Annotated in this window: 17 protein-coding genes; 9 read left to right on the top strand and 8 right to left on the bottom strand. The window is 70.3% G+C overall.

Annotated elements, in window-relative coordinates; genetic code table 11:
- Positions 1-263: 263 nt before the first annotated feature.
- Entirely contained in the window at positions 264-503 is a 240-nt protein-coding gene (locus tag WME79_RS11675; protein WP_437534854.1) for a hypothetical protein, read from the bottom strand.
- Between the two features lie 797 nt (positions 504-1,300).
- Here WME79_RS11675 and WME79_RS11670 point away from each other — a divergent pair.
- The 7 genes from WME79_RS11670 to WME79_RS11640 all read left to right on the top strand — a co-directional run bounded on the left by WME79_RS11670 (position 1,301) and on the right by WME79_RS11640 (position 10,102).
- Entirely contained in the window at positions 1,301-2,599 is a 1,299-nt protein-coding gene (locus tag WME79_RS11670; RefSeq protein WP_437534853.1) for a phenylacetate--CoA ligase family protein, read from the top strand.
- A 32-nt stretch (positions 2,600-2,631) separates the two neighbouring features.
- Positions 2,632-3,390: an amidohydrolase family protein gene (locus WME79_RS11665; protein ID WP_437534852.1), complete on the top strand. Its 759-nt coding sequence runs from the start codon at positions 2,632-2,634 to the stop codon at positions 3,388-3,390.
- A 15-nt stretch (positions 3,391-3,405) separates the two neighbouring features.
- Complete coding sequence (locus WME79_RS11660; protein WP_437534851.1) at positions 3,406-4,632, top strand: phenylacetate--CoA ligase family protein; 1,227 nt, start codon at positions 3,406-3,408, stop codon at positions 4,630-4,632.
- A 37-nt stretch (positions 4,633-4,669) separates the two neighbouring features.
- Positions 4,670-5,947, top strand: coding sequence for a 3-dehydroquinate synthase II (locus WME79_RS11655; protein ID WP_437534850.1), 1,278 nt, complete (start codon positions 4,670-4,672; stop codon positions 5,945-5,947).
- 43 nt (positions 5,948-5,990) lie between these two features.
- Positions 5,991-6,866, top strand: a complete 876-nt coding sequence (locus WME79_RS11650) for a class I fructose-bisphosphate aldolase (protein WP_437534849.1) — start codon at positions 5,991-5,993, stop codon at positions 6,864-6,866.
- Positions 6,863-8,254: an aspartate kinase gene (locus WME79_RS11645; RefSeq protein WP_437534848.1), complete on the top strand. Its 1,392-nt coding sequence runs from the start codon at positions 6,863-6,865 to the stop codon at positions 8,252-8,254. The genes WME79_RS11650 and WME79_RS11645 overlap by 4 nt, the downstream gene beginning before the upstream one ends.
- Positions 8,255-8,407: 153 nt before the next feature.
- Positions 8,408-10,102, top strand: a complete 1,695-nt coding sequence (locus tag WME79_RS11640) for a glycosyltransferase family 87 protein (protein ID WP_437534846.1) — start codon at positions 8,408-8,410, stop codon at positions 10,100-10,102.
- Positions 10,103-10,198: 96 nt separating this feature from the next.
- Here WME79_RS11640 and WME79_RS11635 read toward each other — a convergent pair whose 3' ends face one another.
- Positions 10,199-11,167 carry a Rieske 2Fe-2S domain-containing protein gene (locus WME79_RS11635; protein WP_437534845.1) on the bottom strand — a complete coding sequence of 323 codons (969 nt, stop codon included), beginning with the start codon at positions 11,165-11,167 and terminating at the stop codon, positions 10,199-10,201.
- An 893-nt stretch (positions 11,168-12,060) separates the two neighbouring features.
- Here WME79_RS11635 and WME79_RS11630 point away from each other — a divergent pair.
- Positions 12,061-13,218 carry a hypothetical protein gene (locus WME79_RS11630; protein WP_437534844.1) on the top strand — a complete coding sequence of 386 codons (1,158 nt, stop codon included), beginning with the start codon at positions 12,061-12,063 and terminating at the stop codon, positions 13,216-13,218.
- Positions 13,219-13,724: 506 nt separating this feature from the next.
- A complete protein-coding gene (locus tag WME79_RS11625; RefSeq protein WP_437534842.1) occupies positions 13,725-15,008 on the top strand; it encodes an alpha/beta hydrolase family protein in 1,284 nt (427 codons plus the stop codon).
- Positions 15,009-15,034: 26 nt separating this feature from the next.
- Here WME79_RS11625 and WME79_RS11620 read toward each other — a convergent pair whose 3' ends face one another.
- From WME79_RS11620 to WME79_RS11595, 6 genes are all read right to left on the bottom strand, one after another.
- The gene (locus tag WME79_RS11620) at positions 15,035-16,261 is read right to left on the bottom strand and encodes a TCR/Tet family MFS transporter (protein ID WP_437534841.1); all 1,227 of its coding nucleotides are present in this window, start codon (positions 16,259-16,261) and stop codon (positions 15,035-15,037) included.
- A gap of 215 nt (positions 16,262-16,476) precedes the next feature.
- Positions 16,477-17,124 carry a hypothetical protein gene (locus tag WME79_RS11615; RefSeq protein WP_437534840.1) on the bottom strand — a complete coding sequence of 216 codons (648 nt, stop codon included), beginning with the start codon at positions 17,122-17,124 and terminating at the stop codon, positions 16,477-16,479.
- 430 nt (positions 17,125-17,554) lie between these two features.
- Complete coding sequence (locus WME79_RS11610; protein WP_437534839.1) at positions 17,555-19,255, bottom strand: ABC transporter substrate-binding protein; 1,701 nt, start codon at positions 19,253-19,255, stop codon at positions 17,555-17,557.
- Positions 19,248-19,907 (bottom strand): SCO family protein, encoded by a 660-nt coding sequence (locus tag WME79_RS11605; RefSeq protein WP_437534837.1) that lies wholly within the window; start codon positions 19,905-19,907, stop codon positions 19,248-19,250. Before WME79_RS11605 ends, WME79_RS11610 begins: the two co-directional genes overlap by 8 nt.
- Before the next feature lie 7 nt (positions 19,908-19,914).
- On the bottom strand, positions 19,915-20,589 hold the full coding sequence (locus tag WME79_RS11600) for an SCO family protein (RefSeq protein ID WP_437534836.1): 675 nt from the start codon (positions 20,587-20,589) through the stop codon (positions 19,915-19,917).
- Complete coding sequence (locus WME79_RS11595) at positions 20,586-22,703, bottom strand: YncE family protein (RefSeq protein WP_437534835.1); 2,118 nt, start codon at positions 22,701-22,703, stop codon at positions 20,586-20,588. Before WME79_RS11595 ends, WME79_RS11600 begins: the two co-directional genes overlap by 4 nt.
- Positions 22,704-22,707 lie beyond the last annotated feature (4 nt).

Below are 22,707 nucleotides of genomic sequence, written 5' to 3'. Positions count from 1 at the left end.
CGAGGAGGAGCAGCAGCGGTGACGGACCGTGGCCCCGCGACGTGGAGACGAGGGCACCGCGAGGCAGGTTGCGGCAGCGGCGGCACCGGTGGATCGCGACGTTTCCCCCCGCAAATTCGTCCTCGTGAACACCCACGTCGAGCTCGATCCGTCCTACGGAACCACCTCGATCCACACCGACGCGCGCACAGCGGCATCAGACGCCGGATCCATCCGGAAGAGGCTCGCTCCGAGGACGCCAGTCCGGCGGTTCCGGGCGAAGGTCACGGTCGGGGCCGGGCCCGCCCGTCCTCGGTCGCGCCGCGCTGGTAGATGCGCTTGCCGCGCCGGGCGGCCGGCGTGAGCTCCTCGCACGACGCCGCCTCGCCCGCAGGCGCGTGCGCCCGGGGCGCACGTTCGTCGCGGCCGAGCGCCCACGCCGCGACCGCGCAGAGCCCCACCGCCGGCGCCACGACCAGGAGGCCGCGCCGCGCCCAGCCAGGACGGGCCCTCCGCCTGGCCACCGCCCGCGCTCCGCGCCGCAGCCCCTCGCGACGGAAGGAAGGCCCGGACCTCTTCCGCGAGGCGCCCCGGCGGCGCGATGCCCTCGACCCGTGTCCAGCGGCCCTCCGCCTCGCGCCCGATGAGCGTGATCGGCGCGCGCCCCCCGAGCGCCTCCAGCACCCGGTTCACTCGCTCACGGCCGCCCGTCAGGAACGACCAGCCCGACCGCCGGCCGAATTCCTCCGCATAACGGTTCAGCCGCTCCGGCGTGTCCATCGTGGGGTCCAGCGATGGAGACCGGCCGGACGTCCCGCTCCAGCGCGTCGCCGAGCTCGGCCTGGAGCCTGCCGAAGACGACCATCATCGGCGAGCAGAAGAGGAGCGCGCCGCGGAGGAGCGGCGACACGTGCAGGCTCCGTCGCTGCCCACCTGACAGCCCACCTCCCGTATTGCCCGGCGCCAGGACAGGCGGGACGCTCCTTGCGTGCTCGCGGGCGCCCTACACGGACGTGAAGACCCGAGCACGACAAAGACGGCGCAGCATCGCCATGGGCGCAACGATATCTATCAGCAGGGAACTCGAAAAACGCACAACCAACGAATCTCTCGCGTAATGAACAAATCCCCACAAATATAAACTCATGGCGCAAATCGAAACCACATGTCAGGAATGGGCCACTTGGGGGGGTGGCGCGCCGCGCGCGCGTTGGTCGAGAGCGGCGCGACGATTCGCGCCTCACCAGAGCCGCGACGCGTCCGCTCCCGGAAAAGAGGAACCGCGAGCATGAGCTCTCTTCTCGAACAAAGATTGTTGTCCATGACGCCCCCTCCCGCCATCTCTCGCTACCTCTCCGGGGCGGAGCAGGCGGACGGTCTCTCGCCTGAAACCCTGGCGCGATATCACGCGGAGTCGCTCAGGACGATCGTCCAACGAGCATACCGCAAGTCGTCGTTCTACCGGACCAAGATGGGCGAGGCAGGGATCGCCCCCGGCGACATCCAGAAGGCGTCTGATCTCGCCAAGCTCCCGTTCCTGACGAAGGACGAGCTCCGCGGGCATCCCTTCCGCCTCTTGACCTGCGACAGGAGGGACATCGCGCTCATCCAGGTCTCCACCGGGACCACCGGCGGCGAGGAGATCTACATGGCGTACACGTGGAACGACTACCTGCTTTACGATCTGGCGCCCCGGTACTCCAGGCTGTTTCCCGTCGGCCCCGGCGACATCTGCCTGAACGCGCTCCCGTACGAGATGAGCACCGCGGGGCTCGCCTTTCACAAGACGTTCATGGATGGCTACCAGGCCACCGTCGTCCCCGCCGGCAAGGGCGGGGCCTATTCGACGCCGCAGAAGACGGTCAAGACGATGAAGGACCTGCGCCCGAACATCGTCGTCACGAGCCCCTCGTGGGCCATCACCCTGGCCGAGGAGGCCCAGAGGAGCTCGTTCGACCTGACCAGCCTGTGCCTCAAGAAGATGTGGCTCACGGGGGAGGGGTGCTCCCCCGCCCTGCGCGGGCGCATCGAGAAGATGTGGGGCACCACGGCCAATTTCTTCTACGGCTCGCTCGAGTGTGGGGCGCTCGGGATCGAGTGCGACCATCACGACGGCTATCACGTGCCAGCAGCGCACGTCATCATGGAGATCGTCGACCCCGAGACCGGCCGCGTCCTCGATCCGGGCGAGACGGGCGAGATCGTCATAACAGGGCTGCTCCGCTACGACAGCCCGATCCTCCGCTTCCGGACCGGAGACCTCGGCTGCCTGAACACGGCCCCGTGCCCGTGCGGGGTCGCGATGCCTCGGTTCCACATGAGGGGCCGCGCCTTCGACCAGATCCGGTTCCATGGCAAGGCGATCTCGCCCATCCACCTGGAAGAGCACTTGATGCGGATGCCGGAAGTCGGGAACTGGTTCCAGTTCGTCATGCCGGCTTCGGACCAGGCGCGCATCAAGGTCCGCTGCGAGCTCGCGAGCGGCGTGGAGGCCGGCGCGCAACTGGCGGAGGCGCTCGCCACGAGGCTGCAAGCCGCGACCTCCTTGCCCTTCGACTTCGAGTTCGTGGATGCGCTACCGCGCGCCGGCGTCAAGGCGATGCGGGTCGTACGGGAGTGACAGGCAGCCAATCTGGAGATGGAGGCTATCCGATGATCATCGATGCTCACGCGCACGTTTCTCCGACGAGCTACGGGTCTGTCGAGAACTACCTGGAGCAGCTCCAGCAAGGCGGTATCCAGAGGGGCGTCGTCTGCCCCGGCGGGATGCTGGATGTGCGGCAGTTCAATGCATACGTCACCGGCAAGAGCAAGCCGGATGCGGTCCCGAAGAACGACTACGTCGCCGAGTCCGTGAAGGCGAACCCCGCGCTCCGCGGGCTCGCGTGCGTCGACCCGTGCGATCCGAGGGCCGTGGACGTCGCGGAGCGGTATTTCGACGAGGGGCTCCGCGGGCTGATGGTCACGCCGCTGGTCCACAAGTTCTCGTTCTGCGATGACGTCATGGCCCCTCTGGCCCGCCTCTGCGGCGAGCGTGAGGTGCCCATCTATTCGCATGTAGCGTTCAGGCCGGGGGCGAACACGTCCGATTACGTGGAGCTCGCGCGGCGGTTCCCGACGACGAACTTCATCCTGGAGCACATGGGGGCCGGCCACGTCGATAACGACGCGTCATCCGCCGCCGCCAAGCTGGACAACTTCTTCCTGGAGACCTCCCTCAGCAGCTATCTGCAGATCCTCCTGTCGGTGCAGCAGGCCGGAGCGAGCAAGGTGATCTTCGGCTCCGAGTACCCGCTGTCCCATCCGGCCGCAGAGATCCAGAAGGTGCTCCTCTTGCCGATCTCCTCGGGCGAGCGCGAGAAGATCCTGGGCGGGAACATCCGCGCGCTGCTCCGCCTGGAGAGCGCCTGAGCGAGGGAGCCGACCATGGTACTTCCTGATCGACTGGCGGCCATCAATCAGGTGCTGGAGCACGCGCGGAGCTCCGATTTCCATCGGCAGCGCCTGCCCGGCGCTCCGCTCCGGACGTGGGAGGAGTGGAAGAGAATCCCGCTCATGACGAAGAGCGATATGCTCCAGCGGTCGCTGTACGGCATGACGTGCGCCCCGAACCGCGAGCTGCTCCAGTACCACGAGTCCTCCGCGACGACTGGCGCTCCCGTATCGGTGTGGTACAGCAGCCGGGACCTCGCGGAGATCCGGGAGCGGTTCGCCCGGTGGGGAGTCGGGTTCACGGACGAGGACCGGGTGCTCATCCGGTTCCCCTATGCGCTCTCCACCATCGGGCCCTTCGTCCAGATGGCGGTCCAGCAGAAGGGCGCGTGTGCGATCGCCGCCGACAGCCGGACCACGATCACCCCGCTCCGGCGCGTGGTGGATCTGATGGGGAGGCTCGACGTCACCGTCCTCGCCACGATCTCGCTCTCGGCGGTGATGATCGCCGAGACGGCCGAGATGACGGGCCTCGACCCGCGCCGAGACTTCCCCCGGCTACGCGCCATCTGCTGCGCCGGCGAGCCCCTCAGCCCGCACCGGCGGAAGCTCGTCGAGGGGATCTGGGGAGTCCCCGTGTACGACAACTTCGGGATGACCGAGACGGGGCCGCAGGCCATGGATTGTGCGGAGCGCAGGCTGCACCCGTGGCAGGACTGCTTTTTCATGGAGGTCCTCGACGACCGGCTGGAGAGGAGCGTGACGCCGGGGGAGATAGGGCAGCTCGTCGTCACGTCGCTCACGCGGCGGGCCACTCCGATGGTCAGGTACGTGACGGGAGACAGGGTGAGGTGCCTCGGAGGGCCCTGCGCGTGCGGTGAGAGCACGACGCTCGAGATCCGTGGCCGGGCGGACGACACCCTGTGGGTGTGCGGCAAAGCGTTCGACCTTTGGGAGCTCGACGCGATCGTCTCCGCGCTGCCCAGCCGCCGGTTCTGGAGGGTCTCGCCGAGAGATGACGGGCTCCACTTCATCGTCGAGCGCGAGAGGGAGGACGACCGTATCGAGCCGGGGCTCCTCGATGAGCTATCGCGAGCGCACGGCGCCCCCGTGCGGGTGGCGCTGGTCCCCAAGGGGACGCTCTATGACAGGAGCGAACCGGTCTCGTTCGGGATGATGGGCAAACCGATCTATGTGAGCAAGTCCATTGCGCGCACCTGAGCGCGATACTCATCAAAAGAGAAGGGGAGGATCGAGCATGAGCATGGCACCTACGAGCAACGGCAGCGACGTCATGGCCAACGGCAACAACAAAAGCCTCGCTGTCACCATGGAGAAGCGCGAGCACATCCGGCTCGAGCGCGTCGAGGGAGATCGCAACCGGATCGCGGAGTCCGACGCCCTCGTCGTCTGGTTCGACTCGGCGAAGATCGCGACGCCGGGCGACTGCGACGGCATGGTTGAGCGGGTGGTCAACGTGGCCTATACCGGCGTCGTCCTCTATCCGGAGAACCTGTCCGCGCTCGCGCCCGCCATCCCGTCGCGGATGCTCAAGGTCCTCCACGCCGAGCGCGCCGAGGATCTGGCGCGGCTCGCGCCGCTGCCGAACGGCGGCAAGGACGTGGTGATCGCCAGCCCGGACGTGCAGCTCCTCGGGAAGGCTGCGGAGATGGGGCACAGGACCTGCTTCCGCGCCTACGTGGATGATGGTGAGAGCCTGCACAAGTCCATCGCGGAGGGGCAGCGTCACGCCTACCTGATGATCCGCTTCCGCGACCCCACCAACATCCCCTTGGAGCTCGTGATCGCCACGCTTCAGGCCACGAAGACGGTGCTCATCAAGGAGATCAACTCTCCCATCGACGTCGACGACGCCATCGTCACGTTGGGAGTGATGGAGGTCGGAGCGGATGGAGTGCTGTTCTCGCCGCGCTCCCACGGAGCGCTGAGCGAGTTCGTCTCGCGGCTCGGCCGGCTGGAGCGCGCGGCGGTGAAGCTCGAGGTCGCCACGATCGTGAAGAGCACCCCGATCGGCATGGGCGAGCGGAGCTGCATCGACACCACCACGCTCTTCTCGCCCACCGAGGGCATCATCGTTGGGTCGACCTCGCAGGGCGGGATCCTGTGCTGCCCCGAGGTCTTCTTCCTGCCTTACATGGAGCTCAGACCCTTCCGGGTCAACGCGGGGGCCGTCCACAGCTATGTCTACAACTTCGGAAACCGGACGGATTACATGAGCGAGCTCAGGGCGGGCTCCCCCGTGATGATCGTCGACCGCACCGGCACCGCGCGCCGGGGGAGCGTCGGGCGCATGAAGACGGAGGTCCGGCCGCTGCGCCTCATCGAGGCGGACTTCCAGACGGGCGAGCGTATCAACGTCATCATGCAGGACGACTGGCACGTGCGCATCTTCTCGGAGGACGCAAAGCCGCTCAACATCACCGAGCTCCGTCAAGGCGACAAGGTGCTCGGACATCCGGCCAAGCCAGGCCGCCACGTGGGCATCAAGGTCGACGAGCACATCATCGAAACGTGAACGCTCGAACAAGCGTGCGCTCAACAACCGAGAGGCTTTCGCCATGATTGGATTCTCCAAGAAGTTCCGCTGGTCTCGCTTCCTGGATCGGCGGTGCGGCCGTGGCATCATCGTTCCCATCGATCACGGGCTCACGATCGGACCGGTGGAAGGGCTGGACAGCATTTCGCAGGTGGCGCGCTGGATAGGGCACCCCGGGATCACCGGCATCCTCGCCCACAAGGGCATGGTGGAGCGGCTCGCGAGCTACGGGCTGCTCCGGGGCGCGGGCCTCATGATCCACCTCAACGGCATGACGTCGCTCGCTCAGAACCCGAACACCAAGGAGCGGCTGACGTCCGTGGAGGCCGCGCTGCGCCTCGGCGCGGACGCGGTCTCGCTGCAGCTCAATTTCGACGGGACCAATGACGCCCACAACCTGAGCCAGCTGGGGGCGGTCGTGGACGAGGCCCAGCGCTTCGGCGTACCTGTGCTCACCATGCTCTACGACAAGGTCCCGCCCGAGGGAGACCAGCAGCGACTGGCGCGGATGCGCCACCTGATGCGCGCGTGCGTGGAGCTCGGGACGGACGCCCTCAAGATCGAAGCGCCCACCCAGTTCTCGCACATGAGCCAGCTGCTCACGGGCGTCGTGGAGCACACCGCTGTGTTCATGGCGGGCGGGGCGGTGCGCTCCGAGGACGAGGTGCTCCAGCTGGCCCAGGAGGTGGTGGCCCACGGCGCGACCGGGCTGTGCGTCGGGCGCAACATCTTCCAGCGCGAGTCGGCGCCCGCCGTCCTGACCCAGCTGCAGAGGGTGGTCCTCGGCGCCGGCGACGCGCCGGCATCCGAGCCCCCCCGGTCGTCCGCGCGCGCCGGCACCAACGGCTCCGGCGCTCACGGCAAGCTTCCGTACGCCACAGGGGGGTCGGCGAAGTGAGACCTTCGTCCGATCGGCTTCCGAGCAGCGCCGACCACCGCCCGCTGCTCGTCAAGAAATTCGGAGGGACGTCGGTGGGGAGCATTGAGCGCATGCGCAACGTCGCGCGCATCTCGCTCGAGAGCCAGCGCGCGGGCAACGACGTCGTGGTGGTGGTCAGCGCCATGAGCGGGGAGACAGACCGCCTCTTGTCGCTGGCGCAAGGGGTCCTCCCGCTCCCGGACGGCCGGGAGCTCGACGTCCTCGTCTCGACAGGAGAGCAAGTGTCGGTCGCGTTGACCGCCCTCGCCATCCACGCCGAGGGGGGGCAGGCCTGCTCGTTCCTGGGGCACCAGCTGCCCGTGCTCACCGACAGCGCCTTCACCAAGGCGCGGATCCAGGCGGTGAACGACGGCCCGATCCGGAGGGCGCTCAGGCGCAAGCAGATCGCGGTGGTGGCCGGGTTCCAGGGGGTCGACGCCTCCCGGAACATCACCACCCTGGGCCGCGGCGGCTCCGACACCACGGCGGTGGCCCTGGCGGCGGCGCTCGGCGCGTACGCCTGCGAGATCTACACCGACGTGGACGGCATCTACACGGCCGACCCCCGCGCCTGCCCGGCCGGCCGGAAGCTCCAGTCCATTCCTTATGAAGAGATGCTCGAGCTCGCGTCCCTCGGGGCGAAGGTCCTGCAGGTGCGCAGCGTGGAGATAGCCATGAAGTACCAGGTACCAGTGCATTTACGCAGCTCGTTCACGGATGAAGAAGGGACGTGGGTCGTCGACCGCGAGCGCGCGCTCGAGGGCAGGGCGCTGATGGGCCTCGCCTGCGCTGCGGATCAGGTGCGGGTCGAGCTCGTCGGCGTGGCGTGCCGCCCGAACCTGATCGCGGAGGTGACAGGCATCCTGGCAGAGCTGAACGTCTGCGTGGACATGCTCTGCCATCCCACCGGCGTCCCCGAGGAGCCACGCGTGGACATCACCTTCACGCTCCCCGCGGTGGAGCTGCGGCGCGCCCGGAGGTGCCTGGAGCAGTTCGTCGCGAGCACGGGGAAAGGCGAGATGCGGGTGTCGGGCGGCCTGGCCAAGGTGTCGCTGGTGGGCATCGGCATCCGTTCGCATCCGGGAATCGCCGCCCACCTGTGCCGCAGCCTGGTCCAGCACGGCATCGCCGTGTCGGGCCTGACCGTGAACGAGCTGCGGATCAGCTGCCTCGTGGAGGAGCGCGCGGCGGACCAGGCCGTCAACATCCTGCACGAGGCGTTCGGGCTCGCGCCGACGAAGGAGTTTCCCAAGGCGCTCGACCCGGAGGCGACCCCACCGCCCTCCGCCGCCGCGAGCACGTCCCGTCGAGGCGCGGCGCGCGGGCTCAACGGCACGCACGCCGGCACCGATACGCCGGATCGGTAAGCGAGACCGAGCTCGCGTCCGGCACGCCCCGCGCGCCGATGAGAGCGCGTCGCGCCCACCTCATCGGGCACACCGACAAGCTGCTTTTACCCGACCAGGCCCGGATCATCGGTGTGCGCCGGATCGGGGGACTTCGCCGAGGGGACGACTTCCATGAAATGCGAGAGGATCTTCATCGCGCTGGTCGCGGCCAGCACCGCGTCACCGATCGTGCTTCATGCCGTGTGGCGGCCGCTCGGCACCGCGGCCGGAGCCTTCGAGGCCGTGCCGGCGCCGCTCCTGACGCTGATCGCGGTCCTGAGCCCGCTGGCCTGCGCGATCGTGCTCGCGGCCTTCGCAGGCCGCCCAGCCGGCGCGCGCGCGACGCTGGGAGCAGCGATATTCCTCGCCGGCGCTGCGGCGGTCGCGGTGGGCGCGCCTCGCGGCGCCCTGCTGCCGCTCGTGCCCCCGTTCGCCGCGGTGCTCGCGATCTCCGGCCTCGGCCTGCCCTGGGTCGCGCGCCGCCTGCCCGCCTCGCTCGACGGCGTCGCCCGGAGGCGCAGGGTCGCCGCCGGGCTGTGGGCGGTGCTCGGCCTCGTCGTGGTGCTCCAGACCGCCCGGTTGAGCGTCTTCATGGCCGACCCATCGATCACGGGCGCCTCGCTGCTGCCAAGGAGCGTGTTCTTCGTGCGCCACGCCTGCCTTGGTGCCTACGTCAACGCGGCCGAGCTCAGCCGCCAGGGCGTCGCGAACGTGTACCGGGAGCCGCGCGCGTCGAGCGGCCCTGCGGCCTCGCAGCTGCCGCCGACCATCGATGTCGGGCCGTTCATGCTCGAGGCCTACCAGTACCCGCCGCCCTTCCTGCTCTTGCCGCGCTTCGCGCTCCTCTTCACGCGAGACTTCTTCATCCTTCGCACCGCCTGGTTCGCCGTCCAGGCAGGGCTGCTCGCCTTCGCGCTCCTCCGTCTGGCCCGCTGGATCGGCGGAGAAGAAGGCAGAATCGCGGCGCTGCTCTCGCCGCTCGCGTGGATCTCGCTCCCGAGCTTCCTGGGGATGCAGCTTGGCAACTTCCAGATCACCGCGATCGCCCTGTCCATCCTGGCCATGATCGCCTTCGAGGCTCGCCGTCCGGGGATCGGGGGAGCGCTGCTCGCGTTCTGCGTCCTGTCGAAGCTCTGGCCCGGCCTGCTCGTGATCTACCTGCTCGCGCAGCGGCGCTGGCGCGACGCCGCCTGGGTCCTCGGCTCCGCGCTCGTCCTGGTCCTCGCCTCCCTCGCCGTCCTCGGACCAGGCCCCTTCGCCGCGTTCATGAGCTACCAGGTGCCGCGCCTCTCCAGCGGCGAGGCGTTCGGGTTCATGAGCAAGTCGATTGCAGCGCTGGTGGGGAACTATTCGGTCTTCGGGATCCCCTTCAAGCTGGCGGCGCTCGGCGTGCCCGGGATGTCGCCGTCGATCTCCTCGTCGCTCTCCTGGCGCTACACGCTCGTCGCGCTCGGCCTCGCGGTGATCGCGGCCCGGCGGATCGACGATCGCAGGCTGAAGGCGTGCGCCTGGCTCGCGCTGCTGAGCCTCGGCGCGCTGCGCGCCCCGTTCGCGCCCGGCTACGTGCTCGTCTCGACGCAGTGGCTCATGACGCTGCTCGCGGCCGAGGCGCGCAGCCGCCGCGCCGTGGTCGCTCTCGTCGTGAGCTGGCTCGCGATCTCGACCATGGTCCCCCCGACCGATCCGCGCGTCGCGCTCCCCCTCTCCATGGTGGCTCAGGGCGCGGGCTTCGCGCTTCTCTCCTGGAGCATCCTGCGAAGGCGCCGTCCGGTCACGGCGTCGCGCCCCGCCGACGCACGGAAGGCAGCGCTGGAATCTGCGGCGTGAAGCCCGCGCTCGGACCGCCAGGGCCCCGAGACGCCCAGGAGAAAAGAGGTCTACTGGGCGCCCCTCGCGGCTGCTCTCCTCGAACGGATCGGCGCGCTAGCGAGCCTCGATGAAGCTGGCGCCGGGGAACTCGCGCACGTACTTGAAGTACATGGAGAGGTACCGGTCAGCCGCCACCAGCGCGCCCTGGCGGAAGCGGATGGTGGAGAGGACCCTGTCGTCCTCCTCCAGCAGCCTCGCGGTGTACGCGGCGATCACGTCCAGCTTCCGCTCGAGGGCGGCGCGGTCCTCCTCGGACCGCGGGTGCGTGTTGCGCAGGCCGACCACCGAGAAGACCATGGTCTCGCCGGGCCGGAGCGGCGTCCCGCTGAACAGCGTGCCCGTCTCGTGGCCGCTGTCGTCGCGGTAGAGCGAGAACGTGTTCGTGCCCGTGACGAGGCCGTGCCGCTTCTTGTGATGCTCGGTGATGGTGTATTCGATGCTGTACTCCTTCACATCGATCCTGTCAGGCTCCGTGATCGCGATGCCGTGGAGCGCGCGGAGGTGCTGAAAGTCGAGCCCGTTGGACACCGGCAGCCACGGCTCGTAGGACACGACGCCGTTCATCTGGGTCCGATAGATCATATCGGACTCCTTCATCCTGGGGATGTACGGCAGCTCGAAGAGCGGCTTCTCGCCGGTGAACGCCCAGACGAGCCCCCACGCCTCGGCGCTGGGGTACGTGAAGACCCTGGCCCCAGGCGGGATCTTCCCCTCCGAGGGGATCCGGACGCATGTCCCCGTCGCGTCGAAGCTCCAGTGGTGGAACGCGCACCGGACCTGCCCGTCGCAGAGATCACCGACGGACAGATCGGCGCCCAGGTGCGGGCAGTAAGCGCTCTGGACGACGGGCTTACCCGAAGGGTCGCGGTAAAGGACGACGCGGCCCCCGAGGAAGTCCCGGCCGATCAGCGCCCCGACGCCGAGCTCGCTCGACATGGCCAGCGGATACCAGCCCTGATGATAGACGTGCTCGTCAGAGCGGACACGCCCGCGCTTGTTCAGATTCGCGCTGATGATGGTCATGGATCCTCCCTCTGCAGGTACAGGCGCGCTCGTCGCCACCAGCGCGCGCCCGCGAACGTTGGCGGCCGGCGCGCGCAGCCTCCCGGCCTCGATTCCACTGGAACAACCCGAGCAGCGACATCGCCGTAATAACTGGAAAGTGCCACTCTCGCAACACATTCATGACGGCCTTCAGGAAGGCGCGACAAGGTCGCAGAGAGCATACCGCACGGGCAGATCGGCAGTTCGCTCACCGTACCGGCCTGGACGCGCAACAGGATGGAGGCTGGCCGGCGCAGCGCGCATGCCTGCGACGTGAAGGCGATCGCGCCGCAAAGCGAATGGTCTTGCAAACCCTCACTGCGTTGCTAAACAGGCATATCGACATGACGTGAAACATCCGTGGAGCGTGCTCGCCTGAAGCCGCTCAGCTGATCTTTCCGCGGCACGGTGCCTTCCGGGACGCCGCCCCTCGCGACCCAGCCATCATGCGCTGGTACCGGGAGGGCGCCTCCGACGCAGCGTCGCGCCGCCGCTCTCGCGGCGAGACAGACGCTCATCCTCCGATCCGACGGACAGGAGCGCGCCAGGTACGCCGCGCGGCTGTCCAGATTGATGACGCGATCCCGCGCCGGCGCGCGGCGACGGCGAAGCCGGCGAGCCCTGACCTGAGCATGGGATCTCTGGGTGAACCACGAGGCGTGGTGGGGCAGCCGGAAGCCAGCCCGCCTCCGTCTGCTCGCCGCGGCGAGCCTCCCGGAAGACCGGACCGGCTCGCGCGCAGCGTGGCGGGCCCCACTCCGGGGCCATGAGCCGGTAGGCGCCGCGCGTGAACAACACCAACCCCGTCGCGAGCAAGCAACGCCTGCGCTTCGGTGCACGAGAGATCGCGTCTTCGAGAAAGGGTACGATGTATGGCTTCCTCCAGAAACCGAATTGTCCTGATGTTGCTCGCCCTCGGGCTGCTCATCGGTGTTCCTGCCTGGTTACCGATCACGACCTCCGCACGCTCAGTCGGCCCGCTGGAGCTCGTTCAGCCTTTCCTCATCACCTACGATCGGCATGATCACCACGTGGTCGTCTTCCTCGCCGATCACCCCGACTACAGCACCATTGAGGCGATGATCACCCTGCGCCGGGGCCAGCCGCCGCGGATCCGGGCGGTCATCAGCCAGCGCGACGGCCTCCAGGTCGATCATTTCAACGACGCGGAGCTCGCCCGCGACTGGGCAGGGATCTTCACTGGCCGGCAGACGGTGTATCGCCCCATCCATTTCGAGGCCCGAAACGTCCACGGGCTCCCCAGGCTGCGGCTGCGCTTCACCTCCTACCGCGGCGAGGACATGGACCTCTACTTCGAGGGGGCCGCGCCGCCGAGCCCCGAGGTGGGCGGGTTCATCAATCCTCTTGGCAACTCGCAGGGCGCCTCCCTGCCCCTCATGTGGGCGAACGCCAGCGCTGCTTCCACCGGCGCGACGGTGTTGACCATCGACGAGGTGCCCTTCGCGCTCGGCGGCCCGGTGCCGGGGGTTCCGGGGGGCTTCTATACGAGAGACTTCCGCATCGGCGTCTTCCGCGCCGGGCGCCTGGAGCTCGATCTGCTCAGCGCCCCGAGCCGCCTCGAGGCAGGGGAATACTGGGTGTACCGGGATCAGCTCGAGAATTTGCACCTCTACGAGATCGTCACCGTGGAAGGGGATGAGCTCACGCTCCGCAAGACCACCACATCTCCCGTCTTGACCGAGGAGGTCGTGACGGCCGAGCGGGTGGGAGAGCGGCTCGAGCTCCGCTCGGTCGGGGCCACGGGTCGCCGGGGTTATGAGTATCCGGCGTCTCCCCCGCCCCCCGCGGGGATCACGCTCAACCTGTCCACCCCCGGCCGATTCTCCGTGTCTCTCGACGAGCACGCCGACGTCGTGACGGGCACGGCCTCTCGAGAGGAGCATGCCTCCACGGAGGTATGGACGCTCGAGCCCGTCGAGCCGTCATGGGCCACGAGCCGCCAGGTGACAGCGGCGGCGACCCGAGACGGGGACGTCTATCTCATCGATAACGAGATCGGCAATCCCTGATCCGCTCGACGCGTCGACGCTGCCCGGTCGCCCTCATGACGGGGAGCGGCCGCGCTCACCGCGCCCCGTGCAGCGATGGCCAGGGTCTCTTCCGGCAAGCGCAACTTCACAGAAGAAGCCACGGGAGATCGTGCTCCGAGAAAGAAGGTCGACCCGTGCGTGTCTACAGAGACCGTTTTGCCCTGCTGTTGCTCCTCCTCGGCATCGCCGGCGTCTCCTCCGCTGAAGCCATGAGAGCGGCGCTGCCCCCGGGCAGCTCTCGCCGGGCGTTCCCTCCAGGACCTCGGCTGTCGGCGACATAAGGCTTGTCCGCCGCGAGGGATCGCCGCGACTTCATCGATGAACAGACGCCATTGCTGCTGTTCGGCGCATCTGTCGCAAGCAAACCACGTCTTCCCACGCTGACACATCGATCTGTCGCAACGCACATTGCAGCTATCCCGCGAGGTATATACAGTACAAGACGCCGCATTCGGCGGAACAGCGGGAATGAGGGGGGGATACGCATGAGGCACTACGAATCGCATCAGGCTCTGGAATGCACCCGGCTGCTCGTGGCGCTTGGCCTTGGGCTTTGCGCCGTCACGGGCGGCTGTATGGAGTCGACGGCGCCGGGGGACGCCGCCTCGTTGCTCACGGCGGAGCACGGGGAAGCCGCCACGCGGAGCACCGGCGTGGGCGACGAGCGCTGCGCCCCGCGCGGATCGGGCCAGGAGAGGTCCCCGTGGCTGGAGGCGCTCGCAGAGGACGGCCCGTACGGGTTCGCGACGCGAGATTTCGTCTTCGTGGACGAGACGCGTCCGACGCCGGCCAACGGCACCTTCCCGGGGGCGCCGACCAGGACGCTGCCGGCGCGGGTCTGGTATCCGGCGCGCCCGCTGACGGCCGTATCCCCTCCTCCAAACGAACGCGCGCCGGTGGTGTGCGGAGGGCCGTTTCCGCTGCTCGGGTACGCGCATGGGCTCACCAGCCTGGGCGACAATGCTCGCTTCTTCGCCGAGCACCTCGCCACGCACGGCTACATCACGGTGGCGCCGCTGTTTCCTCTCACGAACGCGAACGCGCCGGGCGGGCCCACGATCGGGGACGTGCCCAATCAGCCAGCGGACCTCTCGTTCGTGATGCAACAGGTGGCAGCGCTCGGCGGCGCCGACGCCGATCTCGCAGAGGCCGTCGATCCGGAGCGCAGGGGCATCATGGGCCTGTCCGCAGGAGGGCTCACCGTGCTGCTGGCCGTCTATCACCCCGTCCTGAAGATCGAGGGCATCCAGGCCGCCGTGGCCATGGCCCCCTTGTCGTGCTTCCTGGGAGCCCCGATCTACAGCCGCCCGCTGTCATCGCTCGTCCTCGCGGGCACCTCGGACGAGCTGGTGCCCATCGCGGGGCCGAGGGGCGTCTTCGAGAACGCGCCAGCGCCGGTGACGCTGATCGAGCTCACGGGCGGAATCCACACCGGGTTCATGGCCCGGGAGACTCCGTTCGTGGCGAACACCGATACGCTGGAGTGCGAGCGGCTGTTGAGCGCCGGCCCGGGCAGAGGCGGCGCCGCGCTCGCGGCGGGCATCATCAACGGCGTCGGGCCCGGAGCGTTCAACCCGACGGGCTGCACGCCCCTCTGCAGCCAGCGGTATACCCAGACCATGGGGGCGACGCGGCAGCTCAAGCTGGCCCGGGCAGCGACCCTGGCGCACTTCGAGGCGAGCCTGAGAGGGCGAGAAAACGTGGTCCGCCTCCTGACCCGGGAGCTCGCCGAGGAGGCGCAGGACGTCGAGGTCCTGACGAAGCGCTGAGCAGGCACGCGCCCGGCCGCGCCGGCTCAGCGCGCCACGGCAGGAGACCTGCGCGCGGAGAGCCGGAGCGCGACCACGAGCCCGGCGACGTTGATGCAGGCGGCGACGAAGAACGGCGCGCCGGGAATGTAGAAGTCGGCCGTGGCCGTGGAGAAGCGCGCGAACAGGCCGGCGCCGAGCAGCGGACCGGCGACGGCGGTCAGGCTCGCCAGGCTGGCCAGCGAGCCCTGAAGCTCGCCCTGCCCGGAGGGGCCGACCTCGCTGGAGATGAGGGCCTGCGTGGCCGGCACCGCGATGCCCCCGAGCGCGTTGGGCAAGATGAGCGCGTACATGGCCAGCCCGCTCCCCGCCAGGCCGAAGCCGACGCAGCTGACCGCGGCGGCCGTGAGCCCGAGCGCCAGACAACGACGCTCGCCGAGGCGCGGCATCAGGAGGCGGACCAGCGCTCCCTGGACGAGGGCCATGCCGACGCCCGCCACCGCGAGCGATACCCCGATATCGAACGGCTGCCAGCCGAAGCGCTGCTCCGTGAACAGCGCCCACACGCCCTGCACGATCTGCTGCGCGAGGTAGCTGCACACCAGCGTGCCCGTGAGGCCGAGTACGACGGGAGACCGCCCGAGGCTCGCGAGCGACGCGAGCGGGTTGGCGCGACGGAGGGAGAAGGGACGGCGGCGCTCAGGCGGGAGCGACTCGGGGAGCACGAGAGCGCCATAGGCGAAATTGAGCAGGTTGAGCCCGGCCGCGACGGCGAAGGGCAGGCGCAGGTGCACGTTGCCGAGGAGCCCGCCGAGCGCCGGTCCGATGATGAAGCCGAGCCCGAACGCGGCGCCGATGAGGCCGAAGCCCTGCGCGCGCCGGCCCGGCGGCGTGACGTCGACCATGTACGCGCTCGCCGCCGAGAAGCTCGCGCCGGTGATCCCCGCGACGATCCGCCCGAGATAGAGCCAGCCGAGCCCCGGCGCGACCGCGAGGAGCGCGTAGTTGAGCGCGGCGCCGAGCAGAGAGCTCAAGATCACGACGCGCCGCCCGAAGCGGTCGCTCAGCCCGCCGAGGACAGGCGCGAAGACGAACTGCATCGCCGAATACACGGCGACGAAGGCGCCGTAATGCCGCGACGCGGCGCCGAGATCGCTCCCGAAGAAGCTGCTCACGAGCTTCGGCAGCACCGGGAGCATCACGCCGACGCCCAGCGTGTCGAGCAGGAGGGTGATCAGGATGAAAGCGACGCTGGCATTGCGGTCTCGGCTCATGTGGTGTGCTCGCAGCGACGCCGAGGACCCCGTCCTCGGCCTTGTCTCGAGGAGAAAAAAAGACCTCGGCCCCGGAGAGAGCCCGCCAGGGCGCCGGGAGCGTCCAGGAGCTCACCGTCGCTCTCCCGGCGTCCCCGCCCGGACGCTCCTCGCCGTCCGCAGAGGCGCGGCGAGGCGCCGGTCACCGCGCCAGACAGGAGATCTGGGCGGCAGCGCTAGAAGCCGGCCGGATACCTGAAGGTGCCGCGCATGAAGCCGTTCGGGCACTTGTCGGTGCGCAGATCGATGTAGTGCTCCCCCGGCTCATACATGACCTGTTGGGCCAGGGCTTTCAGGCTCATGGTGGCGGTCGCCGTCATGCTGTATCCGAAGCCCATCCGCCCGTCGCCCGCGGCGTCGGCGATGAAGGTCCCCAGCGGCTCCCCGACCGTCGGCCCCTCCGTGGCCTCGGACAGCGAGCCGACGAGCATCGGCGGCTCGATGGGGCTGGTCTCGTCAGGCGCCCCCCTGCGGATGTCCCCCTTCGTGAACAGGAGCCTCATGTTCGGCAGCACGTGGAGATCGCTGAGGGTGACCAGGGCGGCGAAGTTAGACCTCGTGGTGTCCGTGATGTACCGGAAGGTGGTTTTGCCCGTGGGCGGCGTCGCCCCCGGCCAGGTGGCCAGACATTCAGCAGGCATCGTGAGATCCGCCTCGAGCTGTCTCGTCCGGCGCAAGGCGCCGTCCGCCGTGTCGACGAGCTCCTCGCCTTCTTCCGGCTGCCCCGGTTGCTCCGCGGCACACCCGCTCATCGTCGCGGAGATGCCGATACCCGCCAGCGCGACGAGCATATTGATACGAACGCTGTACCTGAAACCGCTCATGATGTCCTCCTGACCGGCCAGCGACGGAACCGACGAGGGGTAATCTGCCCCGGCTCGACCTCTCCCCCGCTCCGAGCCCGGCTCGCAGGAGCTCGCTGCCCGGACACGGGCGCGAGGCCACGAGCGGACGACCAGCGAAGACCGGAAGCCAGCCGGAGGCCCGCGCCGTGTGATGACCGGGCCGCGGACTCACCGTGAGTTGAGCTCAACGCCCCTCTCGTCGCCCCCGTGTCGTGAGCCCGTTTGGCTCAACTCCGGGCTATTGCCCAAGCGGCGGCAGAGGAAGGTGTAGTCTCGTGTACCCTGAAGTCAAGATAACGAAACGGAGCTCACCGCGTCTACCGCCGGAGCGGATACCCCCTTCGCGGCTCGTCGATCCACCACACCATCACGAGCCGTCCATGTGCCTGGAGCTGTCGTGGGATGGGCGTTATGGGACAACATCGATCCACCCGGACACGCGCACGGCGTCGCCAGACGCCGGCTCCAGGTGGACGAGGCTCGCTCCGAGGACGCCGGTCCGCCGGTTCCGGGCGAAGGTCACGGGCGGGGCCGGGCCTGCGTCGAAGTCGCGCAGCCGCTCGAGCGCCGCGATCAACCCCTCCCGCGTGGCGTGGGCGCCGGTGCGCTTCAGCGCCTCGATCAGGATCCGCGCCGCGACGTAGGCGCTCGCCTGTGCCCCGAGCGGCCCCGGCGCCACGCCGGCCTGGCGCAGGAAGGCCCGCAGCGCCTCGCCCGACGCCCGCGCTCGCTCGCCGAGCGGGCCGGAGTACAGGAACAGAACGCGGCCGGAGAGGAGGCGCGGGAGAGCCCCGGCGTGCTCGGCGATCGATCCCAGGGGGGCGTAGAGCGGCGCGGCGGAGCCGGCGGCGTCCAGCGCCGCCCGGGCGCTCGCGAGGTCCGCGCCGGAGCCCCAGAAGAGGATCGCCCGCGCCCCGTGCGCCCGAGCTGCGTCGGCGACGTCGCGCGGCGAGATGTGGCCGGGCTCGAAGGACAGCGCCGGCGGCGCGGGAAGGCCGCGGCTTGCGGCCTCGGCGCGGGCGCCCGACGCCCATGCCCCGCCGGCGCGGTCGCGGGTATGCACGATCAGGGCGGCGGCCGTCGCGTTCGATGAAGCGCCGGCGAAGTGCTTGATCGCCACGCGGGCCAGCACATCAGGCCCTGGTAGTACCTGGAACACCACGCCGCCGTCGCGCGCCACGCCGGCGCCCGCGGCGTCCCGCGCTGGGCCAGGGGCTCCGCCGCCCAAGCCGGGTCCGCCGCCCAAGCCGGGTCCGCCGCCCAACCCGGGTGCGCCCGCCGTCGGCCCCACGAGAGGCGCCCGCTCCTCCGAGAGGAGCGCCTTCAGCGCCGGATCCCCGCTCCAGACGCTCCCCACCAGCGCCAGCACGCCCCGGTCCAGCAGGCGCGCCGTCGCCCCGACCTCGCCCGCCGGCCCAGCGCTGTCCTCCACGCGGAGCGCGAGCCGCCGCCGGTAGATGCCGCCCTGAGCGTTGACCTCGGCAAACACCGCAGAGAGCACGTCGCGCACGGCGGCGCCCACCGCCGCGTCCGGCCCCGTCAGCGGCAGCGCCGCGCCCAGCGCCACCGAGTCCGCCGTGACGCCCGCGTCCAGATCGCGCCCGACGCAGCCCAGATATGCAATGAGATCCGATAGATCTGCGTCCGCCAGCCGGAAGTGCGGCATCGCCGGATTCAGCTGCCGGTCCGCGGACCCACGCCCCTCGCGGATCGCGGCCGCGAGCGCCCGCGCGGTGGTGGCGCCCCGTTCGCGGCCGGACGCGGCGAGCCGCTCGGGCGTGAGCGCCGGCGCCGCGATGCCCCCCTCGTCCGTCCCCTGCCCGCTCGGACCATGGCAGCTGGCGCAGGCGGCCTCGCGGCCCGACAGCGTGACGGTCCCGTCGGCGATCGCCCCCTCGACGGCGCGGCCGTCCGCGGTCGCGCCTCGCTGGTAGATGCGCTTGCCGCGCAGGGCGGACGGCGTGAGCTCGGCGCACGACGCCTCTTCTTCGCCACGCGCGCGGGGCGCGGGCGCGCGATCGCCGCTGCCGAGCGCCCGCAGCGCGAGCACGCAGAGCCCGATCGCGGTCGCCGAGGCCAGCACGGCGAACCGCAGCCGCGGCTCACCCATCGTGCGCGCTCCCCGCCGCCGGCCCTCGCGGAAGGAAGGCCCGCACCTCCTCGGCCAGGCGCCGCGGCGGCGCGATGCCGTCAACGCGCGTCCAGCGCCCCTCCGCCTCGCGGCCGATGAGCGAGATCGGCGTGTGCCGCTCCTTGATCGGCGCGCGCCCCCCGAGCGCAGCCAGCACCCGGTCCACGCGCTCGCGGCTGCCCGTCAGGAAGACCCAGCCCCGCCGCCGGCCGAACTTCTCCGCGTAGGCCTTCAGCCGCTCCGGCGTGTCCATCGCCGGATCCAGCGAGATGGAGACGAGCCGCACGTCCCGCTCCAGCGCGTCGCCGAGCTCGTCCTGGAGCCGGCCGAAGATGGCCGTCATCGGCGAGCAGATCGTGCTGCAGGTGGTGAAGATGAAGTTGACCACGAGCACGCGATCCTTCGAGAGCTCGCGGAGGCGGACGGGCGCGCCGTCCTGATCGACGAGCTCCTCGTCTGGCACAACGACGCCCTGCGCCGGCGCCGAGCGCACCGCCGCCGCGCTGTCGACGGCCGGGAGCGGCGGCGCCGCGGAGGCCTCGCCTGCGCGCTCCTCGCCGGTGCACGAGGCGGCCGCGAGCGCGCCGGCGAGGAGCAGGGCCTTTGACGCATGCAGTGAACGAGAGCGCATATCGGCCTCACTCCGGATCGTTGATGTGCTGGGCGAGGTGCGCGAGCACCTCCGGCCGCTCGGTGGCGAGCGTCTTCAGCCACACGCCGGTCGACGTATCGCCGAGGAGCAGCGTCGTCGTGTGCTCGTCCGGCCTCCGCACCTGGCCGCCGAGGCGCCGCAGCACCGCGGCGACGTTCGCGGGAGTGCCGGTCAGGAAATACCAGCCTTCGCCCACATTGAACTTCGCCGCATACTGCTTCAGCACGGCCGGCGTGTCGTTCTCCGGGTCGACCGTGATCGTCAGGATCGTCACCCGCTCTCCGCGGGCCCGGAGCAGCGCCTGCACGCGCGCGAGGTTCGCCGTCATCGTGGGGCAGGCCCCCTTGCACGAGGTGAAGGCGAAGTTGATGAGCACCTTCCGGCCCCGCAGCAATCCCTCGTAGAAGCGGTGCGCGCGGCCGCTCTGATCGACGAGCTCGACGTTGGTGAAGTACTTCGCTGCGGCGGCGTCCTCCTCCCTGGACACGCCCCCGACCCTCATCCGCTCGGGGCGAGGTGCCTTGTCCTCCGCGGGCGCGGCGCGAGGTGCCTTGTCCTCCGCGGGCGCGGCGCGAGGTGCCTTGTCCTCCGCGGGCGCGAGGCGCGCGAGCGAGAGCGAGAGCGCGAGGGCGCCCGCGGCGAGGGCGGCGCCCGGCCTCATCGCGCACCTCCCTCGGGAGCGCCGCCGCGCGCGGACACGCGCAGCGGGACGAAGGGGAGCGCGCCGAAGGGCACGCCGCGCTGCGGGACGGCGGCGAGGAAGCGGTACTGGCCCGGCGCGGGCGGGGTGAACGCGACCGAGAAGATGCCGTCTCCCTCCGGCAGCGGCGCGCCGCTCCAGCGATACCCAGCTGGGAACCGAACGATCATGATCTCCATCTCCTTCGCATCGAGAGCAGCGGCCGTATCCTTCGCAGTCGCCCTGAAGCGGAGCGTCGCCGGCTCGCCCGCCGCGAGCCGCAGGTCGGGCTCGAAGAGCGGCGAGAGCGCGATGCCCGGCGCTGGCTCCTCACCGCAGCCTCCCTGGCCGGCGTAGCCCTCGCCCTCGGCGCAGCGCGCGGGCGCCACCGTGGCCTCGAGGCACACCGCCGCGCGGGGTCGGTCGAGGAGGAGCTCGACGTCGTAAAGCCCCTCCGCGCCGAGCCGCACCGTCGTCGCGTACACGCCCTTCCGCACCTCCTTGAGCGATCGATCCTCGACGAGGATCGATATCGGCTCGCGGCCGTAGGTCGAGAAGGTGCCGCTCGGGGCCATCATGCCCTCCGTATAGAAGTAGAGGGCCTTGTCCGCCGGGCTCGCGATGAGGGCGCCGTTGCCCTCGGGCATCGGGGCGATGGGCGCGGCGAGCCCGCCCGGCCCCGTCGATGGACCTCGGCCCGCGGCGGCCGGCGCGTCCTGGCCGACCGCGACGTCGACGACCGGCGGGACCGCGGGGCCGCCGAGGCGCGCCCGGTCGATGAGCGAGACCTTCCCCGCGCCGAGGTTGCGGACGTAGGCGAAGGCGTCAGTGAAGGTCACTGCGTCCGGCGCCGCGAAGCCGGCGAGCGTATGCGCCACCGCGCCCGTCGAGGCATCGACGATGGCGACCTCGCCCGCGGCCGGGTTCAGCGCGAACGCGAAGCGCCCGCCCGGATCGAACTGCAGCGCGCCGAGCCCCGGCTTCAGGGCGACGCGCCCGGCGACGGCGCGACGCGCGGCGTCGAGGATCACGACCTCGCCGCGCGCGCCGTTCGCGACGTAGACCACCCCCGCCTCGTCGCTCGCCGCGATGGATACGGCCCCTTCACCGACGGAGATCGCTCCGAGCGGCTCGATCGCTGCGACGTCCACCACGGTCACCGCGTCTCCCCGCTGGCTCGTGATCCAGGCGGCGCGGCCGCCGCCGGTGAAGGTGATCTCGTGGTGCCCCGGGCCCACCTGCAGCGTCTTCAGCACGTCGGTCGAGCGCGCGTCGATCACGCTCACGGTGCCGTCGCCGTCGTTGCCCACCCACACCGTACGCCCGTCGGGCGCGACCGCGACCCGGGCCGGGTCCTGGCCGACGGGGACGTTCGACCGGACGAGCCCCCGCCGCGTATCCACGACGGCGAGGCCCCGGCCGCCCCGGAGCGAGACATAGAGGCTCTCGCGGTCGGGGTGCAGGGCGAGCGCGACGCCGGGGCCCGCCAGGCTGACGATGCTCCGGAGCTTCGTCTTGCCGAAGGCGACCTGCGGGTTGATGACCGACAGGGTGCTGTCCTGGTTGAGCGTCCAGAGGAGGTACGCGTTCATGTCCACCTCCGGGCGCACCGACAGGAGGCCCCCCATGAAGCGCTTGATCCTCTCCCGGCAGCCCGCCTCGTCCGGCGCCGCGCCCGCCGCGCTCGCGGCGTCCCCCCCGGGCAGGCCGTCGGCTCCCCCGGCGTCCCCCGCGCGCCTCGACATCCACCCGAGCGGCGAGAGGCCGCTCAGCGGCGCACCGGTCTTCGCATCGGTGATCGTGAACTCGGCCACCACGTCGGCGAACGCCGCCGCCGCGGTCGACTCCGCGGCGGCGGCCGCGCCGCGGCCCTGCTCGATCCGGCGCAGGGCGAACGCGATGGAGAGCCCATCGCGCTCGACCCGGCTCGCCTGCAGAGGAGGTGCCTCCAGCTGCGCAGGCGCAGGCGCGGGCGCTGCGCTGTCTCCCTGCGAGGTCGCGAGGGATGCCCTTCGCCCGCAGCCGAGCGCCGGACAGACGCTGAGACAGGCCAGCGAGAGGTAGAGTCCGTGCGTGCGAGGGAAGGTCCGTCTCATCACC

Origin of the sequence: Sorangium sp. So ce726, from assembly GCF_051521405.1 — a bacterium.
Lineage (GTDB): Bacteria > Myxococcota_A > Polyangia > Polyangiales > Polyangiaceae > Sorangium.
Note: the sequence above shows the minus strand (reverse complement) of the source record. Positions and strands in the feature narration are given on the sequence as shown.

Excerpts from the sequence above, each read along its gene's own strand:
- WME79_RS11670 (WP_437534853.1), top strand. The coding sequence starts at position 1,301 with ATGACGCCCCCTCCCGCCATCTCTCGCTACCTCTCCGGGGCGGAGCAG.
- WME79_RS11665 (WP_437534852.1), top strand. The coding sequence starts at position 2,632 with ATGATCATCGATGCTCACGCGCACGTTTCTCCGACGAGCTACGGGTCT.
- WME79_RS11660 (WP_437534851.1), top strand. The coding sequence starts at position 3,406 with ATGGTACTTCCTGATCGACTGGCGGCCATCAATCAGGTGCTGGAGCAC.
- WME79_RS11655 (WP_437534850.1), top strand. The coding sequence starts at position 4,670 with ATGAGCATGGCACCTACGAGCAACGGCAGCGACGTCATGGCCAACGGC.
- WME79_RS11650 (WP_437534849.1), top strand. The coding sequence starts at position 5,991 with ATGATTGGATTCTCCAAGAAGTTCCGCTGGTCTCGCTTCCTGGATCGG.
- WME79_RS11640 (WP_437534846.1), top strand. The coding sequence starts at position 8,408 with ATGAAATGCGAGAGGATCTTCATCGCGCTGGTCGCGGCCAGCACCGCG.
- WME79_RS11635 (WP_437534845.1), bottom strand. The coding sequence starts at position 11,167 with ATGACCATCATCAGCGCGAATCTGAACAAGCGCGGGCGTGTCCGCTCT.
- WME79_RS11630 (WP_437534844.1), top strand. The coding sequence starts at position 12,061 with ATGGCTTCCTCCAGAAACCGAATTGTCCTGATGTTGCTCGCCCTCGGG.
- WME79_RS11625 (WP_437534842.1), top strand. The coding sequence starts at position 13,725 with ATGAGGCACTACGAATCGCATCAGGCTCTGGAATGCACCCGGCTGCTC.
- WME79_RS11620 (WP_437534841.1), bottom strand. The coding sequence starts at position 16,261 with ATGAGCCGAGACCGCAATGCCAGCGTCGCTTTCATCCTGATCACCCTC.
- WME79_RS11615 (WP_437534840.1), bottom strand. The coding sequence starts at position 17,124 with ATGAGCGGTTTCAGGTACAGCGTTCGTATCAATATGCTCGTCGCGCTG.
- WME79_RS11610 (WP_437534839.1), bottom strand. The coding sequence starts at position 19,255 with ATGGGTGAGCCGCGGCTGCGGTTCGCCGTGCTGGCCTCGGCGACCGCG.
- WME79_RS11605 (WP_437534837.1), bottom strand. The coding sequence starts at position 19,907 with ATGCGCTCTCGTTCACTGCATGCGTCAAAGGCCCTGCTCCTCGCCGGC.
- WME79_RS11600 (WP_437534836.1), bottom strand. The coding sequence starts at position 20,589 with ATGAGGCCGGGCGCCGCCCTCGCCGCGGGCGCCCTCGCGCTCTCGCTC.
- WME79_RS11595 (WP_437534835.1), bottom strand. The coding sequence starts at position 22,703 with ATGAGACGGACCTTCCCTCGCACGCACGGACTCTACCTCTCGCTGGCC.